Genomic DNA, 19,200 nt, shown 5'->3' with positions numbered 1-19,200 from the left:
CCATAGAATAAATGGAGTAGTGAATGAAGAATAAAGTGAGATTACATATTTGGGGCGACTATGCCTGTTTCACCCGCCCTGAAATGAAAGTGGAACGGGTATCCTATGACGTAATAACCCCTTCAGCAGCACGGGGGATATTATCAGCGATCCATTGGAAGCCTGCGATAAATTGGGTGATAGATAAGATCTACGTGCTGAAACCTATCCAATTTGAATCTATTCGTCGGAATGAATTGGGTGGCAAATTGTCAGCCACTAAAGTAAGTGGTGCGATAAAACGTAAAAGTGTGGAAGGACTTTATACCATCATTGAAGAAGATCGCCAACAACGCGCCGCTACAGTATTAAAAAATGTCGCCTATGTGATTGAAGCGCATATTGTGATGACCGATAAAGCAGGACAAAGTGATAATTTAACCAAGCATTTAGAAATGTTTAAACGTAGAGCGATAAAAGGGCAGTGTTTCCAACAACCTTGTATGGGGGTTAGGGAGTTTCCGGCGGAATTTGCCTTTATTGATGAAGGTGAATCGTTACCTGAATGTTTATTAGATGAAAACGATCGTCAGCGTGATTTAGGCTGGATGTTGCACGATATTGATTTTCAGAATGAAAATATACCGCACTTTTTTAGAGCCAAAATGCAAGATGGCATTATTACTGTGCCACCTTTTATCGCAACGGAGGTGGTATCGTGATGTTATTATCGCTTGTTCGTTATTATCATCGTTTATCTTCACAAAAGGATCGTGATACAGGTGAACCTAAAGTCCCTTCTTATGGATTCAGTGAAGAAAAAATTGGATATATCTTAGTATTAAATTCAAAGGGAGAGCTGGTTGATGTTATTCCTAATTTTACTGATGACAAAAAGCCAAGGGTGAAGTTAATCAATGTTCCCCAAGCAGTGAAACGAACTTCTGGGATAAAACCGAACTTTTTATGGGATAAAACAGCTTATGTGCTTGGGGTGGAAGCAAATCAGTATAAAGATACTGCGAAAGTGCAGCCTGAGTTACTTTCGCGCCATACTTTCGATGCGTTCAAACAATTTCATTTAGAGACATTGGCTGATACTCAAGATAAAGGCTTGCAAGCCTTGGTGAAATTCTTAACAACTTGGGATCCTGAAAAATTTGCAGACTCTCTTTGTCCTATTGAAATACTAGATGCTAACGTTGTATTTAAGTTAGATGGTGAAAATGAATATATTCATCAAACTGTTGAAGCACAAAATTTATGGACAGGTTTATTATCCCAGAATGAAAAGGCAGAAGGAATTTGCTTAATTACGGGTGAAAAAGCACCTATTGCACGTTTGCATCCTTCAATTAAAGGCGTTCAAGGTGGACAAGCTGCGGGCGGTTCAATTATTTCCTTCAACAAAGATGCCTTTACTTCTTTTAATAAGGAGCAAGGTGGTAATGCGCCTGTTTCAGAACAAGCCGCATTTGCTTATACCACAGCGTTAAATTATTTATTACGCAATAAAAATCATCATTTAATGATTGGAGATACAAGCACCGTTTTTTGGGCAGAAGCAGAATATGTTGAACAAGCGGAGATGGCGGAACAATTTTTTGCTGGTTTTTTTACGCCACCTGATGATGAGCAAGAGAATAGCCCTATTTTTGATATGCTAGAAAAAATGAGTAAAGGCAGACCCTTACAAGAGATTAATCTAGGGGTAGCGCCGAGTACCCGTTTTTTCATTTTAGGTTTAGCGCCAAATGCATCAAGAATTTCTATTCGTTTTTGGTTGGAAAGCAGTTTTGGCGAGCTAGCCAATAATTTAGCGATGCATTGGCAGGAGCTCGCACTTAATCCTCGCCCTTGGAAAACGCCGCCTTCTATTTGGCGTTTATTGTTGCAAACAACGCCATTAGATCGCACAGGCAAAGGTAAATCTGAGAATATTTCCTCTGTGCTCGCAGGAGAGTTGGCTCGAGCTATTTTTACTGATAGTCTTTATCCGATGAATTTATTATCTCAATTACTGATGCGACTTAGAGCGGATGGACAAATAACAGGATTGAGAATTGCAATGGTTAAAGCCGTACTTCAGCGGCGATTTAGAAAAGGTTTGATAAAACAAGGAGTTCCTATGGAATTAGATGAAAATAGTGATCATACAGCTTATCTTCTTGGACGATTGTTTGCGTTGTTAGAACGCGTTCAATACCAAGCGTTGGGTGATCTCAATGCAAATATTGTCGATCGTTATTATGCCTCTGCATCTACTGTGCCTTATTCAGTTTTCCCGCGTCTTCTTAAAGGGAGTCAGCATCATTTTTCCCGTTTAAAGAAAGACAACGTGGGGATGGCGATTAATTTAAGTAAGGAGCTTGCTGCAATTTTAGCAAAATTACCAACTGTTTTTCCGCGTCATCTGAATATTGAGGAACAAGGACGCTTTGCATTAGGCTATTATCAAGAAAAAGAACGTTATTTCAGCAAAAAAGTTAATGCTGATGAAACCGAATCAATCAAGGAGTAAAAAATGACTATCCAGAATCGTTATGAATTTGTATATTTTTTTGATGTTACTAATGGGAATCCAAATGGTGATCCTGATGCAGGAAATTTACCGCGTATGGATCCTGAAACCAGCAAAGGCTTGGTTACAGATGTTTGTTTAAAACGTAAGATACGTAATTTTATTGAATTATGCTATGAAAATGAGCCAGGCTACGAGATTTATGTGAAAGAGAAAAGCGTACTGAATTTACAAAATAAACGTGCCTATGAAGCTTTATCCATCAAGCCTGAAGCGAAAAAACTGCCGAAAGATGAAGCCAAAGCACGAGAAATTACCGCGTGGATGTGCAAAAATTTCTTTGATGTTCGTAGTTTTGGCGCAGTAATGACGACAGAAGTTAATAGCGGTCAAGTTCGTGGTCCTGTGCAATTTGCCTTTGCACAATCAATCGATCCGATTGTTCCAGTGGAACTTTCTATTACGCGTATGGCTGTAACCAATGAGAAAGATCTTGAAAAAGAACGTACTATGGGGCGTAAATCCATTGTTCCTTACGGACTTTATCGTGTACACGGCTTTATTTCAGCAAAATTAGCAGAGAAAACGGGCTTTAGTGATGACGATTTACAGAAGTTATGGCAGGCTTTACAGCTAATGTTTGAACACGATCATTCTGCCGCGCGTGGTGAAATGGTGGCGCGCAAGTTGGTGGTATTTAAACATCAAGACGCCTTAGGTAATCAGCCAGCGCATAAATTATTTGAGCGAGTCACCGTTGAGCGTGTGAATGGTGATATGGCAATGCCTGCACAGTCATTTGATGATTACCGTATCTCAGTGAATACCGATGGGTTAACAGGCGTAACGGTTGAAGAATTAATTTAACCAATGTATATCGTTTCCCTTTCGGCATTACAGCATTATGCTTTCTGCCCACGCCAATGTGCGTTAATCCATAACGAGCAGGCGTGGGAAGAAAACTTGCTTACGGCACAAGGTAGAACCTTGCACGAGCGTGTCGATTCAGGCGAACCTGAAAGCCGTAAGGGAATTCGTTTTGAGCGAACTGTCCATGTTTGTGCGCAACAGCTTGGATTAACGGGAATTTTGGATCTCGTAGAGCAAGATCTTAGCTCAGGTCAATTAAAGCCCGTAGAGTACAAATGTGGCAAACCCAAACTTGAACCTATTGATGAAATTCAACTTTGCGCTCAAGCATTATGTTTAGAAGAAATGACTGGGCAGTCTATTACGGAAGGGGCGATATGGTATTTACAAACGCGACATCGTTTACCTGTTCTGTTTTCAGCTGAATTAAGAAACAGAACATTAGATAACATTGCTAATGTACAAGCATTGTTAGAAAGCGGCATAACGCCTGCACCACAATATGGGAAACACTGTAAGGCTTGTTCCTTAATTGAGCTTTGCCAGCCTGCATTATTGGAAAAAGATAAATCGCAATCTTATATCAAAAGGTTGTTTGATGAGAAAGAATAAAAGCAAAGTGCGGTATAAAAATGATGAGTTTTTTAATCTTAAGTAGGTGAATTTTTACGATGAAAAAACTACAAAATACCATTTATATTACGACACAAGGCAGTTATTTGCATAAAGAAAGAGAAACCCTTGTGATTGAACAAGAGCGTAAAAAAGTGGCACAGCTTCCTATTCATTCTATCGGACACATATTCTGTTTTGGTAATGTGCTAGTGTCTCCATTTTTAATGGGATTTTGTGGCGAAAATAATGTAAATCTTGCCTTTTTCACTGAAAATGGACGCTATTTAGGGCGTTTGCAAGGCAGACAAAGTGGAAATGTATTATTACGTCGAGCGCAATATCGATATTCCGCGGAAAAACCTACCACCATTGCACGTCATATTATCGCAGCTAAAATTCAATCATCTAAGCGCGTGTTGCAACGCCAGTTACGAAACTATGGTGAAAATCAAGAAATTCAACAGGCTATTTATGGTTTAAATGCACGTTTAAGGGAGCTTAAGCAAGCTGACGAGTTGGATACTATTCGTGGCATTGAGGGCGAAGCTGCATCTCGTTACTTTAGTGTTTTTCATCATTTATTGCGGGATAAGAACGGTTTTACTTTTCACGGACGTTCACGCCGTCCACCGCGTGATGAAGTGAATGCGCTGTTATCATTTTTATATAGCATTTTAGGTAAGGAAATTAGTGGTGCTTTGCAAGGTGTGGGGCTAGATCCACAAATTGGCTTTTTACATGCTGATCGTCCAGGCAGAGATAGTTTAGCACAAGATATATTGGAAGAATTTCGTGCTTGGTGGGTGGATAGAACCGTATTAAGCCTAATTAACCGTGGGCAAATTAAACCAAGTGATTTTGTGAAAGAAAGTAGTGGTGCCGTGAATTTGAAAGCTGAAATAAGAAAAAGTTTATTCCAAGCTTGGCAAGCTAAAAAGCAAGAAAAAATTCTTCATCCATTTTTGCAGGAAGAAGTTGCAATAGGATTATTGCCTCATATACAAGCTATGTTACTGGCTCGGCATTTACGTAGTGATTTAGCCGAATATCCGCCATTTTTAATGCGCTAGGATGATAATATGCTAATGTTGATTACTTATGATATTTCTCTTGATGACCCACAAGGTCAAACACGTTTGCGTCGCATAGCAAAACATTGTCTTGATTATGGTGTTCGTGTGCAATATTCCGTATTTGAATGTGATATTACCCCAGAACAATGGGTTGTATTAAAATCTAAATTATTAGATACCTATAACGCTGAAACTGATAGTTTACGTTTCTATCATTTAGGAAGTAAATGGCGCAGAAAAGTAGAGCATCATGGTGCAAAACCATCAATTGATATTTTCCAAGATACCATAATCTTATAATCGCTAACTTCTTGTTCTCATCAAATCTCTGTTAGGTTAGCGATTCTCTATTGTTCTTTAAAAATTAAATAATTAACGCTGAATTTTATTTGGCAATAACTATGCTATAATCCTCATCCCCATAGGAAAGACTTGTTAGCGAAATACTGAGGTTAATTCATTATTTTTGTTATATTTTTTCCCTATGCTCAGCCATCTCACAGATGGCTGTGAATTGAAACCTATACAATCTTTTACGTGTTTATTACTCAAATACAGCCATCTCACAGATGGCTGTGAATTGAAACAATAAATACTGCTGATGATGAAGTAATGAATTTCAGCCATCTCACAGATGGCTGTGAATTGAAACGTCAGGTGTAAAGCCCTGCATAGAGTAGTGCGCTTCGGCCATCTCACAGATGGCTGTGAATTGAAACTCATTATCGTAATAGTGCCGATTATGAAGAGGGGCAGCCATCTCACAGATGGCTGTGATTTAAAACTAAAAACATCGTTCGATCTTTATGTAAGAAGCGGTAGTGATTTTGCTGATTTTTCTTTCTGACGTTAATGTTCTCTTGTTTTAAAGAAAGTGATGTCAGGATAACGCTCTTGAGTCAGGTTCAGATTGACCATTGTTGGGGCGATATAGGTGAGATTATCCCCTCCATCTAAAGCAAGATTTTGTTCATTTTTGCGTTTAAATTCTTCAAATTTTTTCACATCATCAGCTTCCACCCAGCGTGCGGTGGCGACATTTACGGTTTCGTAAATGGCTTCGACGTTATATTCAGATTTTAAGCGAGCAACAACCACATCAAATTGCAACACCCCTACCGCACCGACGATAAGATCATTATTGGTGAGAGGGCGGAAAACTTGCACAGCACCTTCTTCTGAGAGTTGTACTAAACCTTTGAGTAATTGTTTTTGTTTGAGTGGATCTTTAAGGCGAATACGGCGAAATAATTCTGGGGCAAAGTTTGGAATGCCAGTGAATTTTAATTCTTCCCCTTGCGTGAAAGTATCGCCAATTTGAATCGTGCCATGGTTATGTAAACCGATAATATCCCCCGCATAGGCTTCTTCAGCGTGAGTACGATCGCCTGCCATAAAGGTAAGTGCATCTGAAATCACGACATCTTTGCCGATACGAACGTGGCGCAGTTTCATCCCTTTTTCATATTTGCCCGAAACAACACGCATAAAGGCAACTCGGTCGCGGTGCTTTGGATCCATATTGGCTTGGATTTTAAAGACAAAGCCAGTAAGCTTTTCTTCACTGCTTTCTACGATTCGGGTATCTGCTTGACGAGCTTGTGGAATTGGTGCCCATTCAGTTAGACCATCAAGGAAATGATCGACCCCGAAATTACCTAGTGCTGTACCAAAGAATACGGGGGTCAATTCGCCAGAAAGGAAAAGTGATAGATCAAATTCATTAGATGCGCCTTGTACCAGTTCTAATTCATCTCGCAATTGCTGTGCTAAATCTGTGCCTACTGCTTGATCTAATTCAGGATTATCAAGACCTTTCACCACGCGAACTTGTTGAATCGTATGCCCTTGCCCTGTTTGGTAAAGATAGGTTTCATCTTTATAAAGATGATAGACACCCTTAAATAATTTACCGCAACCAATCGGCCAAGTAATCGGCGCACAATGAATATTGAGTACGCTTTCTACTTCATCTAATAATTCCATCGGATCACGAATATCGCGGTCCAATTTATTCATAAAAGTGAGAATCGGCGTATCACGCAAGCGAGTGACTTCCATTAGTTTAATGGTACGCTCTTCAACCCCTTTGGCACTGTCTATCACCATTAAACAGCTATCTACAGCGGTTAATGTGCGGTAAGTATCTTCTGAGAAGTCTTCGTGTCCTGGGGTATCTAATAAATTGACTAAGCAATTATTGTAAGGAAATTGCATGACAGAAGTGGTAATGGAAATTCCACGTTGCTTTTCCATTTCCATCCAGTCTGATTTGGCGTGTTGCGCTGAACCTTTTCCTTTCACTGACCCTGCTTTTTGAATCGCATTTCCATAAAGCAATACTTTTTCTGTGATAGTGGTTTTACCGGCATCGGGGTGAGAAATAATGGCAAAAGTTCTACGTTTATTAACTTGTTGTGGATAATCGTTTAAAGACATAGGTTATTATTCGTTATACTGAAAAAAATGAGGGTTATTTTCTCTGATCTTTGTGTGATTCTCAATACTTTCTTTTTCTTTTCTCTTTGTAATAAGGATTTATTCAATTATTCTAAAAAAACAAGCAAACGTTTGCGTAAATTAATTAAAAGTGCGGTACAATATTCGGCAGTTTTTTTATGAGCTAAACGAGGTAAAAATGAGCGAATTAAGTCTAAAAAAAATTTATTCAGGCAAAGTGCGTGATCTCTATGAAATTGACGACAAACGAATGTTAATGGTGGCAACCGATCGTTTATCGGCATTTGATGTGATTTTAGATGATCCCATTCCACGTAAAGGCGAAATTCTTACCCAAATTTCTAACTTCTGGTTTAATAAATTAGCCCCTATAATGCCAAATCATTTTACCGGCGACAGTGTCTATGATGTATTGCCAAAAGCGGAAGCTGATTTAGTCAAAGATCGTGCTGTTGTATGTCAGCGTTTAACGCCGATTAAAATTGAATCTATTGTTCGTGGCTATCTCACGGGAAGTGGCTTAAAAGATTACTTACAAACAGGAACGATCTGTGGGCTTGAATTACCGAAAGGTTTGCAAGAAGCGAGCAAATTGCCAGAGCCAATTTTTACCCCGTCAAGTAAAGAAGAACTGGGCAATCACGACATCAATATTAGCTATGCCGAATGTGAAGCGCTCATTGGGGCGGAATTAGCGGCGCAAGTGAAAGAAAAAGCCCTAGCACTTTACAAAGCAGCGGCAGAATATGCCTTAACCAAAGGCATTATCATTTGTGATACCAAATTTGAATTTGGACTAGATGAAAACGGCACGCTTACCTTAATGGACGAAGTGCTAACACCGGATTCTAGCCGTTTTTGGTCGGTGGACAGCTACCAAGAAGGCATAAATCCGCCTTCTTTTGATAAACAATTTATCCGTGATTGGCTGGAAAACAGCGGTTGGAATAAAGAACCTCCCGCCCCAAAAGTTCCTGCTGAGGTGATCCAAAAAACGGTGGATAAATACCAAGAAGCATTGGATTTATTGACGAAATAATCAATCGGGAAGCAAATTATTTTCAAGTGCGGTGCTTTTTCGGCTAGAATTGACGACACAATAATTGGATTACCGAGGTAATATGCGATCTGTTGCAATCGTTGGATTAGGTTGGTTAGGGTTGCCCCTTGCTCGCCATTTAAAACATTTAGGCTGGATAGTAAAAGGCACGAAACGTACACACGATGAGGTGGAACAAATGCGCTTAATGCGATTGGAAACCTATCACTTGTTGCTTGAGCCTGAAATCAATGCCGATCCTGATGATTTATCTGCGCTTTTGGCCGTGGATAGCTTGGTGATAAATATTCCGCCAAGCCAATATTTTTTTGATGTCAAAGATTATGTGCAAGGCATTAAAAATTTGGTCAATGAGGCGCTAAATCACGGTGTTCAGCATTTTATTTTTATTAGTTCCAGTTCCGTTTTTCCGATGCAAAGTGGGCATTTTGATGAAGCGCAGTTGCCACAACCTGACAGTGAAATTGGGCAGGGCTTGCTTGAAATTGAAAAATGGCTAGCCACATTGCCTAATGTTGATTGCGATATTATCCGCTTTGCAGGGCTTGTAGGGGCAGATCGTCATCCAGTTTATGCGTTAGCAAATAAGCAAGACGTGAAACAAGGTAACACGTCAGTCAATTTAGTGCATATTGATGATTGTGCGAGAGCGATTCAGCTTTTGCTTGAAACCCCAAGTGGGCAGCGTTTGTATCATCTTTCTGCACCTTGTCATCCGACCAAAGCGCAATATTATGGGAAAATGGCGGAAAAACTTGGTGTAATTGCACCGCACTTTATTTGTTCATCTACGGATCCAAGGCGAATTATTGAAGGCAATAAAATTTGCCAAGAATTAGATTTTGTTTATCAATATCCTGATCCAGACTTAATGCTTCCAGAAGCAAAATCGCTTTAATGCCTAATGGACTTTAAAGGCGATTTCATTGATAATAAACCGATTTAACATTACTCACACAAAAGCAACAACTAAGGTATTACTATGTCAAACACGATTTTACAAAACCTTCCAGTAGGACAAAAAGTTGGGATTGCCTTTTCTGGCGGATTAGATACCAGTGCCGCATTGCTTTGGATGCGTCAAAATGGGGCAATTCCTTATGCATATACGGCAAATTTAGGTCAGCCTGATGAAGAAGATTACAATGCCATTCCACGCAAAGCGATGGAATATGGTGCGGAAAATGCACGTTTAATCGATTGTCGCAGCCAGCTTGCGCACGAAGGGATTGCGGCGATCCAATGTGGGGCATTTCATATTTCTACAGGAGGCGCAACTTACTTCAACACCACACCATTAGGTCGTGCGGTAACAGGAACAATGCTGGTTTCCGCAATGAAAGAAGATGATGTCAATATCTGGGGCGATGGAAGTACCTTCAAAGGGAATGATATTGAGCGTTTTTATCGTTACGGTTTATTAACTAACCCAAATTTAAAAATTTATAAACCTTGGTTAGATGATCGCTTTATTGAGGAACTCGGCGGTCGCCACGAGATGTCAGAATTTTTAATCGCCAATGGTTTTGAATATAAAATGTCGGTCGAAAAAGCCTACTCAACAGATTCTAATATGCTGGGGGCGACACACGAGGCGAAAGATCTCGAATTATTAAGCCGCGGCATTCGTATTGTGAATCCAATTATGGGCGTACCATTCTGGCGCGAAGAGGTGGAAATTAAACCTGAAGAAGTTACGGTTCGCTTTGAAGAAGGCGTGCCAGTGGCATTAAATGGTAAATCATTTAGCGATTTAGTCGAACTCTTCCTTGAAGCAAACCGCATTGGTGGTCGCCACGGTTTAGGAATGTCAGACCAAATTGAAAACCGCATTATTGAGGCAAAATCTCGCGGTATTTATGAAGCGCCGGGAATGGCATTATTACATATTGCCTACGAGCGTTTGCTTAGTGCAATCCACAATGAAGATACCATTGAACAATATCGCATTAACGGTTTACGTCTAGGTCGTTTATTGTATCAAGGTCGCTGGTTCGATCCGCAAGCATTAATGTTACGTGAAACTGCGCAGCGTTGGGTTGCGCGTGCGATCACTGGTGAAGTTACTCTTGAACTACGCCGTGGCAATGATTATTCCATCTTAAACACGTCATCAGCGAACAGCACCTATCACCCAGAACGTTTAAGTATGGAAAAAATTGAAAATGCCCCATTCGATCCATTAGATCGCATCGGTCAATTAACAATGCGTAACTTAGATATTGTCGATACCCGTGATAAATTAGGTATTTACACCCAAACTGGTTTGTTAAGCATTTCAAAAGACTCTTTTTTACCACAGTTAAATAATAAAAAAGATTAATTAAAATCGTGTAAAACTTTAACCGCACTTTATTACATTGAAAGTGCGGTTATTTTTTATTAAAATTTCCATCTTATTTTGGCTTTTTATCGGTATTTTTATGTCCAGTTCGTTTTCTTTTCCTGATTTTAAAACCTTGCAACCCTATGATAAACGCTTCCTAAAGCGTCTACGTTCACGTCTCCGCTATTATTTCTATCGTGTATTATGTTATAAAGAATGCCATCAATTCACGCTATTTTTAAATCAAGATCCGAAGTGGATACCTATCTTTGAGAAAGTCCCTTATCGTTGTAATGCGGTGTTAAGAAAATATTGTGATAATCGCTTTAGTAAAAAGGTACGGATTCAATCAATATTAGCTAATTTTCAATTAGCAGAAAAATTTCTAGGAAATGAGAGGCTAGAAACATTGATCAGAGAAGATCGTGTTTTGTTGGCTGAATTACCTGATGGCTTAAAGCTATACTTAAATATTAATGCTATTGATCCTTTTGAGGGATTTCTCTCTATCAATATCAAAAATGAAAATGATGAGAATGTCTATGATGCCTCTTTTAGCTTTTTAACACCTAATAAATTATTGATTGCATCCATTCAAGGCCCTAATGAAGCTAATTCGCAACAGTTGGTGAAATCTGCAACTAAATCTTTATATGGCATTAGACCAATGTTTATGATTGTGAATGTATTTAAGCTACTATGCCAACTTTTTGCTTGTGAATTAGTTGCAATCCCACATAAAAATCAAGCGAAATATCGTTGGAATGATTATAACCGTCTATTATTCAATTATGATGATTTTTGGAAAGAAAACAATGGGATAGCCGAGAATGGCTACTGGACATTACCACTTGAGATAGAACGTAAACCTTTAGAAGATATTCAAAGCAAAAAACGTTCAATGTATCGTAAACGGTATGAAATGTTGGATAAATTGGAAACTGATTTACGTATAATATTTAGCTAAAAAATAGGCCCAAAAGTGACCGCACTTTTGGGTACGTTTTCTTGGTAAATCAAAGTGGGAGCTCGGTGGTGTTTTTGACAGTTTTTAAGGCTATTTCAGATTTGATATTTTTGATACCGATTTCTTTAGTGAGATAACGTATTTTAATTGAATGAAACTCTTCAAGATTGGAAACGAATAATTTAAGGATAAAGTCATAATCTCCCGCCATTAAATGGCATTCTGCAATTTGTGGCAAGGATTTCATTTCAAACATAAAGCGTTCGCGGACTTTGGGATCTTCTTCAAAAAATGAACCTAGCACATAAATTACCAGATTACAGTTAAGTTTTTGCGGATTAAGCAAGGCAACATAATTATCAATCACGCCATTTTGTTCTAAAATATTAACTCGGCGTAAACAAGCGGAATTAGATAATCCCACTTCTTTGGCTAACTCGTTATTTTGCAAGCGTCCATTGCGTTGTAATGCTCTTAAAATTCGCGTATCAATATTATCAAATACTTTCTTAGCCATACATTATCCTTGTGTAGCTTTATGCCGAATTGATTATAACAAGATAATCGAGGTAAAACTGTGATCTATGTTGTTGTTTAGCTTATTCTTTATAAGAAAACACTTGCGTGCAATTTGGTTACACGCAAGTGTGAGTATCAAGTATAAAGTGAAACTTGCACAACAAGTAAGATTGAGCCTATTACCAATAAACATCCGATCATCGGCATAACAAAACGAACCCATTTGTTAAATGGAATATTGAGCATTTGCAAAGTAACGAGAACAAGCCCTGTTGGTGCAAGGAATAGCATTGCATATTGTCCCCAATTATAGGCGGATACAATGATATGTCTTGGAATGCCTACGGTGTCTGCAAGTGGCGCCATAATTGGCATTGCAAGCACGGCCAAACCTGATGAAGACGGTACAATTAAACCAAGGAAGATGAAGATCACAAGTTGTGCTAAAATAAATACGCTTCCCGGTACGCCAGAAACAAGTTCTGATGCATAAGCAAGAATCGTATCGGAAATCATTCCTTCATCAAGTACAAGATTTACTCCTCGAGCTAAACCAATGATAAGGGAAACACCAACTAATTCTGATGCCCCTTCAGTAAAGGCATTAACGATTTCTTTTTCTTTTAGTTTAGAAATAAACATAATGATAATTGTGAGGGTAAGGAAGGAAGCCGCCATTTGTGGGAACCACCAACCACCGAACATTACACCCCAAACCATTATTGGAAATGCGATACAGAACAACATTAAGATGATTTTTCTACGCACGGTGAAGTTAATGAGCTGGTTGGTATCAATGTTTTTCATGTACTTTTGGACAAATTCTTCGCGATCTTCATAGGTATAAGATGCGGTCGGATCAGCTTTTATTTTTTTACAGTACCAGTAAAGATAAGCGATGACACAAATTGAGCCGAGAATTAGGCCAGCAAATCGCCAAGTAATCCCTTCAGTGAATGGAATACCAGCTGCATTAGAGGCAATTACCACTGAGAATGGATTGATAGTAGAGAATGCAGTTCCCATTGATGAAGCTAGAAAAATTGCGCCAACGCAAACAATGGCATCGTATCCCAAAGCAAGGAAAACGGGAACAAGAATGGGATAGAATGCGACGGCCTCTTCTTCAATGCCACAGGTTGTTCCTCCAATTACCATTAATACGGATACGCAGAAAACAATCAAAAATTCATTGCCTTTAGTACGGTTAGCCAAAGCAGTCAGACCCGCATTAAAAGAGCCTGTTCGGTTAATGACCCCGATCATTCCTCCTAAAACGAAGATAAATACCATAATATCTGCAGCATCAATCGTACCTTGTACCATACTGATTGCAATATCTTGCAGTGTTTTAGGATTTTGTTGAACACGTTGATAAGTACCAGGAATGGCAATTGGCTTTTTGATTGTCCCTTCGGTGAAGTTTGATAATTCGATTTTAATATTTAAGTTATCAAGGGATTCTTTGGTTGCAGGTAAAATGGTATCTTCTTGTTGATAGGTTTTTACCACAAAGACATTGTTTGCCGAATTATAGGTCAGTTTGGAATAAGAACCCGCGGGAATAATCCAAGTGAGTCCTACGGCTATAATTAAAATAACAAATAAAATTGAAAATGCTGATGGAAAGTTAAAGGTTTTTCTATGTGCGTTTTCCATAATATACTCCTTTATATACAGTAAGTTATGGTAAGAATACGCTTTATAGACCTATAAAGCGTATTAATTAACTATCAATAGTAGGTTATCACTTTGGCATTTGTTGTAATACGCGTACCAGCTTTACCTTTCATAATATCCACAATATCAGAAAGTGAACCTATCACCGCATCTTTACCCGTATGTTTAACAAAATTCACTGCAGCTTGGACTTTTGGCCCCATTGAACCAGAAGGGAACGGCATTTCTTCTAGCAGAACAGGAGGGGCCGTTGCAATAGCTTGTTGATTTTCTTGACCCCAATTTAGATACACTGCGGAAACATCTGTGGCAATAATAAAGAGATCAGCCTCTAAATTTTCTGCTAATAGCGCAGAACAAAGATCTTTATCAATGACCGCTTCAACACCACAAAGATTATGTTGATCATCATAGTAGGTTGGAATACCACCGCCACCTGCACAGATAACAATACTGCCTTTTTCAAGCAACCACTGTACGGGACGAGTTTCAAAAATCCGTTTTGGTAATGGGCTTGGTACAACACGACGATATTTATCACCATCTTGTGCAATGGACCATCCTTTTTCTTTAGCTAATTTATCCGCTTCTTCTTTGGTATAAACTGGTCCAATTGGTTTTGTTGGGTTTTGGAATGCGGGATCATTTTTATCCACTTCAACCTGAGAAAGTAATGTGGCAAATGGGACTTCAAATGGTACAAGATTACCTAATTCTTGCTGAATCATATAGCCAATCATTCCTACTGACTCTGCACCAAGTACATCAAGCGGGTAAGTTGGGACATCTTTATAAGCAGCACCTTGCAAGGCTAATAAGCCTACTTGAGGACCATTACCGTGAGCGATAACTAATTCATTATTAGGCCAAATCTTGGCAATCTGTTCACAAGCAATTCTGACATTTTGTCGTTGATTCTCTGCTGTTAAGGGTTCTCCTCGGCGGAGTAGCGCATTCCCCCCTAATGCAATGACTATTCGCATAATATTCTCCTTTTATTCCCTAGGTTAAGCTTGCATAAAGCACCGCTTTAATGGTGTGCATACGGTTTTCGGCTTGTTCAAAGGCAATATTCATTGATGATTCAAATACATCTTCAGTTACTTCAATACCATTGGCTAATTCAGGATAGGTTTCGGCAATTTGGCACCCCACTTTAGTTTCACTGTTATGGAAAGCAGGTAAGCAATGCATAAATTTTGCTCTTGGATTGCCTGTACGTTTCATTAATTCAGGGGTGACTTGGTAAGGTAAAAGCAATTTAATACGTTCTCCCCAGCTTTCTAATGGTTCCCCCATAGAAACCCATACATCGGTATGTACAAAGTCCACATCTTTTACAGCAAGATCGATATCTTCGGTTACAGTAATTCGCGCGCCACTTTCTTGTGCAAATTTTTTGCACATTGCCACTAATTCAGGTTCTGGTAAAAGCGATTTAGGGCTACAAATACGCACATCCATACCTAATTTGGCCCCGATTAATAATAAAGAGTTGCCTACATTATTACGTCCATCTCCAATATAAACATATTTAATTTGCGTGAGTGGTTTGTCGCAATTTTCGATCATTGTCAGCACATCTGCGAGCATTTGGGTTGGGTGGAATTCGTCGGTTAAACCATTAAAGACAGGTACTCCCGCATATTCTGCTAGTTCCTCAACTACTGTTTGTTTGAAACCACGATATTCAATCGCATCATACATTCGCCCGAGTACACGTGCTGTGTCTTTCATACTTTCTTTATGACCGATTTGTGAAGAAGTTGGATCAATATAAGTTACGCTTGCACCTTGATCATAAGCAGCAACTTCAAATGCACAGCGAGTGCGAGTTGAGGTTTTCTCAAAAATCAAGGCAATATTTTTACCTTTTAATTTTTGCTGTTCTGTGCCAGCATATTTTGCTCGTTTTAAATCTCGAGAAAGCTCAAGTAAATAATTAATTTCACGTTCAGAGTGATTCACTAGACTGAGTAAATGCCTATTTTTAAGATTAAAAGCCATAATATTTCTCCTTATATGATTGAGAGGAAAGAGCTACATAAAATTATGTAGTGGATACAACACCTTGAATTGATATGAATTATAAAAAGGGCTATGTCGAATAAGGTACGTAATTTTCTATTTGAATGTAAATTTTTCGCACAAAATTCTAAGAAAAAAGCAAAGCCTGTTATTTCTTTTCAATAAAGAAAAAAGATTTATTTGGAATTGTAATAAAGCAAAAAATTTTATAAAAAATCACCGTACTTTATAAATCACAATGCGAAAAGCACAGAGCTGTGCTATGATTGCTACTTTCATAAAACACAATAGAGAATGAATGACTATGCAGAATAATCTCGTCATCACCGTCGATGGCCCAAGTGGTGCAGGTAAAGGTACGTTATGTTATGCGTTGGCACAGCAATTAGGTTTTGCTTTGTTAGATAGCGGGGCTATTTATCGTGTTACGGCATTGGCTGCGTTGAAAAAGCAAGTGTCATTAGATGATGAAATGGCGTTGGCAAATTTAGCGCGTCATTTAGATGTGGCATTTTTACCTGAAGATAATGAAGTGAAAATTATCTTAGAAGGGGAAAATGTGAGTGGACAAATTCGCACTCAAGAAGTCGCTGAGGCAGCTTCAAAAGTGGCGGTGTTTCCACAAGTGCGCCAAGCATTATTGCAGTTACAACAAAGCTTTGCGACGGATAAAGGGCTTATCGCAGACGGGCGAGATATGGGGACGGTGGTTTTCCCTCAGGCACAAGTCAAGTTATTTTTAGATGCAAGTGTCGAAGAAAGAGCGAAAAGACGCTATAAACAGTTGCAAAATAAAGGAATTAGTGGTAACTTTGCACAGATTTTAGCCGAGATAAAAGAGCGTGATTTTCGCGATAGAAATCGTCCTGTTGCGCCACTTAAACCTGCGGATGATGCATTGCTATTAGATAGCACGGAATTAAGTATTGAGGCGGTAATAGCCCAAGCACTTGATTATATTCGTCAGAAGGTTAGTCTCTAAGGCTTAAATTATTTTCATCAGTTTATTCAAGGATGGATAAACATTTATTATCAGCCCCACTTTTTATGGATATAAAGTGGACGTTATTAACTAAATTTAGAAGATTAATTATGTCAGAATCTTTTGCTCAACTCTTTGAAGAATCATTAAAAGACCTTGAAACTCGTTTAGGTTCAATCGTTAACGGTACAGTTGTTGCTATTGAAAAAGGCTTCGTATATGTCGATGCAGGTTTAAAATCTGAAGCACGTATCCCAGCTGAAGAATTCCAAAATGCACAAGGTGAATTAGACGTTAAAGTTGGCGACGTGGTAAACGTTGCGTTAGACGCTGTGGAAGATGGTTTCGGTGAAACTAAATTATCTCGTGAAAAAGCAGTACGTCACGAATCTTGGATTGAATTAGAAAAAGCCTATGAAGAACAAGCAACAGTTATCGGTTTAATCAACGGTAAAGTGAAAGGTGGTTTCACAGTTGAGTTAAACGGTGTTCGTGCATTCTTACCGGGTTCATTAGTAGATACTCGTCCAGTGCGTGATACCTTACACCTTGAAGGTAAAGAATTAGAATTCAAAGTAATCAAATTAGATCAAAAACGTAACAACGTTGTGGTTTCTCGTCGTGCTGTTATTGAATCAGAAAACAGTCAAGATCGTGAAGAAATCTTAGCTAACCTTGCTGAAGGCGCAGAAGTTAAAGGTACAGTTAAAAACTTAACTGACTACGGTGCATTCGTTGATTTAGGTGGCGTTGATGGTTTATTACACATCACAGATATGGCTTGGAAACGCGTTAAACACCCAAGCGAAATCGTGAATGTGGGTGATGAAATCACAGTTAAAGTATTAAAATTCGATAAAGATCGTACTCGTGTATCTTTAGGCTTAAAACAATTAGGTCAAGATCCTTGGGTTGCTATCGCAGAAAATCACCCAGTTGGTAGCAAATTAACTGGTAAAGTAACTAACTTAACAGACTATGGTTGTTTCGTTGAAATTTTAGAAGGCGTTGAAGGCTTAGTTCACGTTTCTGAAATGGATTGGACAAACAAAAACATTCACCCATCTAAAGTGGTTAGCTTAGGTGATACTGTTGAGGTAATGGTATTAGAAATTGACGAAGAACGTCGTCGTATTTCTTTAGGTTTAAAACAATGTAAACCTAACCCGTGGTTACAATTTGCTGACACTCACAACAAAGGCGATAAAGTTACAGGTAAAATTAAGTCAATTACTGACTTCGGTATCTTCATCGGTCTTGAAGGGGGGATTGATGGCTTAGTTCACTTATCTGACATTTCTTGGAATGTTCCGGGTGAAGAAGCTGTTCGTAACTACAAAAAAGGTGATGAAGTTTCTGCAGTAGTATTACAAGTGGATTCAGCAAAAGAGCGTATCTCTTTAGGTATCAAACAACTTGAAGATGATCCATTCAATAACTTCATCGCAGCAAACAAAAAAGGCGCTATCGTAAGTGCTAAAGTTGTTGAAGCAGATGCAAAAGGCGCTAAAGTTGAGTTAGACGGCGGTGTTGAAGGTTACATCCGTGCTGCTGATTTAACAAGCGAAGTTGCTGAAGGTGATGTTGTTGAAGCGAAATACACCGGTGTAGATCGTAAAGCCCGTTTAGTTCACTTATCTGTGAAAGCGAAAGATCAAGCTGAAGAAGCGGCAGCAGTTGCAAATGTGAATAAAGAAGAAGTGGTTATTCCAAATGCGATGGCTGAAGCATTCAAAGCAGCTAAAGGTGAATAATTTTAGTTCCCTTTAAAGTTGGCGTGAGGAAACTCACGCTAACTTATTGATAGTTAGGAGAATATTATGACTAAATCAGAACTCATTGAAGCATTAGTTCAACAGCATCCTTCTATTTCAGTTAAAGAGGTAGAAAATGCAGTAAAAGAGATTTTAGAGCAAATTGCGCAGACCTTAGAAAATGGAGAGCGTGTTGAAGTTCGTGGTTTTGGCAGTTTTTCACTACATTTCCGTCAGCCTCGTGTAGGGCGTAACCCTAAAACGGGTGCTAAAGTTGAATTAGATGCAAAATCTGTACCGCACTTTAAAGCTGGTAAAGATCTTAGAATGCGTGTAGATATTCAAGCATAATAGTCAGCTAACTAA

General features: G+C 38.9%; 18 protein-coding genes and 1 CRISPR repeat array. Of the genes, 13 read left to right on the top strand and 5 right to left on the bottom strand.

The window, feature by feature from the left end; translation table 11 throughout:
- Nucleotides 1–23: 23 nt before the first annotated feature.
- Genes cas5c through cas2 form a run of 6 tightly spaced genes read left to right on the top strand, consistent with a single transcriptional unit; the run spans nucleotide 24 to nucleotide 5,358 of the window.
- On the top strand, nucleotides 24–701 hold the full coding sequence (gene cas5c / locus L4F91_RS07295; protein WP_395895709.1) for a type I-C CRISPR-associated protein Cas5c: 678 nt from the start codon (nucleotides 24–26) through the stop codon (nucleotides 699–701).
- Complete coding sequence (cas8c, locus tag L4F91_RS07290; protein ID WP_395895708.1) at nucleotides 698–2,500, top strand: type I-C CRISPR-associated protein Cas8c/Csd1; 1,803 nt, start codon at nucleotides 698–700, stop codon at nucleotides 2,498–2,500. Before cas5c ends, cas8c begins: the two co-directional genes overlap by 4 nt.
- Before the next feature lie 3 nt (nucleotides 2,501–2,503).
- Nucleotides 2,504–3,367, top strand: coding sequence for a type I-C CRISPR-associated protein Cas7/Csd2 (gene cas7c, locus L4F91_RS07285; RefSeq protein ID WP_395895706.1), 864 nt, complete (start codon nucleotides 2,504–2,506; stop codon nucleotides 3,365–3,367).
- 3 nt (nucleotides 3,368–3,370) lie between these two features.
- Nucleotides 3,371–3,982 (top strand): CRISPR-associated protein Cas4, encoded by a 612-nt coding sequence (gene cas4 / locus L4F91_RS07280; protein WP_395895704.1) that lies wholly within the window; start codon nucleotides 3,371–3,373, stop codon nucleotides 3,980–3,982.
- A 59-nt stretch (nucleotides 3,983–4,041) separates the two neighbouring features.
- Complete coding sequence (cas1c, locus tag L4F91_RS07275) at nucleotides 4,042–5,055, top strand: type I-C CRISPR-associated endonuclease Cas1c (RefSeq protein ID WP_395895702.1); 1,014 nt, start codon at nucleotides 4,042–4,044, stop codon at nucleotides 5,053–5,055.
- A gap of 9 nt (nucleotides 5,056–5,064) precedes the next feature.
- A complete protein-coding gene (gene cas2, locus L4F91_RS07270; RefSeq protein ID WP_395895700.1) occupies nucleotides 5,065–5,358 on the top strand; it encodes a CRISPR-associated endonuclease Cas2 in 294 nt (97 codons plus the stop codon).
- Between the two features lie 188 nt (nucleotides 5,359–5,546).
- Nucleotides 5,547–5,843: a CRISPR direct-repeat array (repeat unit 32 nt; unit sequence CAGCCATCTCACAGATGGCTGTGAATTGAAAC).
- A 64-nt stretch (nucleotides 5,844–5,907) separates the two neighbouring features.
- On the opposite strand, the gene prfC is transcribed toward cas2, so the two are convergent.
- Complete coding sequence (gene prfC / locus L4F91_RS07265) at nucleotides 5,908–7,497, bottom strand: peptide chain release factor 3 (RefSeq protein WP_395895698.1); 1,590 nt, start codon at nucleotides 7,495–7,497, stop codon at nucleotides 5,908–5,910.
- A gap of 199 nt (nucleotides 7,498–7,696) precedes the next feature.
- Between prfC and L4F91_RS07260 the strand changes: the two genes are divergently transcribed.
- From L4F91_RS07260 to L4F91_RS07245, 4 genes are all read left to right on the top strand, one after another.
- Nucleotides 7,697–8,557, top strand: a complete 861-nt coding sequence (locus tag L4F91_RS07260) for a phosphoribosylaminoimidazolesuccinocarboxamide synthase (RefSeq protein WP_250349739.1) — start codon at nucleotides 7,697–7,699, stop codon at nucleotides 8,555–8,557.
- A gap of 82 nt (nucleotides 8,558–8,639) precedes the next feature.
- Nucleotides 8,640–9,476 carry an SDR family oxidoreductase gene (locus tag L4F91_RS07255; protein WP_395895696.1) on the top strand — a complete coding sequence of 279 codons (837 nt, stop codon included), beginning with the start codon at nucleotides 8,640–8,642 and terminating at the stop codon, nucleotides 9,474–9,476.
- 84 nt (nucleotides 9,477–9,560) lie between these two features.
- Entirely contained in the window at nucleotides 9,561–10,901 is a 1,341-nt protein-coding gene (argG, locus tag L4F91_RS07250) for an argininosuccinate synthase (protein ID WP_395895694.1), read from the top strand.
- 100 nt (nucleotides 10,902–11,001) lie between these two features.
- Nucleotides 11,002–11,871 (top strand): DUF535 family protein, encoded by an 870-nt coding sequence (locus L4F91_RS07245; protein WP_250349742.1) that lies wholly within the window; start codon nucleotides 11,002–11,004, stop codon nucleotides 11,869–11,871.
- A gap of 49 nt (nucleotides 11,872–11,920) precedes the next feature.
- Here the strand turns inward: L4F91_RS07245 and L4F91_RS07240 are convergent, their stop codons facing one another.
- The 4 genes from L4F91_RS07240 to L4F91_RS07225 form a co-directional block, all read right to left on the bottom strand.
- A complete protein-coding gene (locus L4F91_RS07240) occupies nucleotides 11,921–12,388 on the bottom strand; it encodes an Lrp/AsnC family transcriptional regulator (protein ID WP_250349743.1) in 468 nt (155 codons plus the stop codon).
- Between the two features lie 137 nt (nucleotides 12,389–12,525).
- Nucleotides 12,526–14,049 (bottom strand): YfcC family protein, encoded by a 1,524-nt coding sequence (locus tag L4F91_RS07235; protein WP_250349744.1) that lies wholly within the window; start codon nucleotides 14,047–14,049, stop codon nucleotides 12,526–12,528.
- Between the two features lie 74 nt (nucleotides 14,050–14,123).
- A complete protein-coding gene (gene arcC, locus L4F91_RS07230) occupies nucleotides 14,124–15,053 on the bottom strand; it encodes a carbamate kinase (protein WP_250349745.1) in 930 nt (309 codons plus the stop codon).
- A gap of 19 nt (nucleotides 15,054–15,072) precedes the next feature.
- Nucleotides 15,073–16,077 (bottom strand): ornithine carbamoyltransferase, encoded by a 1,005-nt coding sequence (locus tag L4F91_RS07225; RefSeq protein ID WP_250349746.1) that lies wholly within the window; start codon nucleotides 16,075–16,077, stop codon nucleotides 15,073–15,075.
- A 325-nt stretch (nucleotides 16,078–16,402) separates the two neighbouring features.
- Between L4F91_RS07225 and cmk the strand changes: the two genes are divergently transcribed.
- The 3 genes from cmk (at nucleotide 16,403) to L4F91_RS07210 (ending at nucleotide 19,185) form a co-directional block, all read left to right on the top strand.
- The gene (gene cmk / locus L4F91_RS07220; RefSeq protein ID WP_395895691.1) at nucleotides 16,403–17,080 is read left to right on the top strand and encodes a (d)CMP kinase; all 678 of its coding nucleotides are present in this window, start codon (nucleotides 16,403–16,405) and stop codon (nucleotides 17,078–17,080) included.
- 110 nt (nucleotides 17,081–17,190) lie between these two features.
- A complete protein-coding gene (gene rpsA / locus L4F91_RS07215) occupies nucleotides 17,191–18,834 on the top strand; it encodes a 30S ribosomal protein S1 (protein WP_250349748.1) in 1,644 nt (547 codons plus the stop codon).
- 66 nt (nucleotides 18,835–18,900) lie between these two features.
- Nucleotides 18,901–19,185, top strand: coding sequence for an integration host factor subunit beta (locus tag L4F91_RS07210; RefSeq protein ID WP_250349749.1), 285 nt, complete (start codon nucleotides 18,901–18,903; stop codon nucleotides 19,183–19,185).
- Nucleotides 19,186–19,200: the final 15 nt, after the last annotated feature.

Source organism: Avibacterium sp. 20-126 (assembly GCF_044358625.1).
Taxonomy (GTDB): domain Bacteria; phylum Pseudomonadota; class Gammaproteobacteria; order Enterobacterales; family Pasteurellaceae; genus Avibacterium.
The sequence above is the reverse complement of the archived record's forward strand: the minus strand, read 5'-3'. Positions and strand labels throughout refer to the sequence as shown.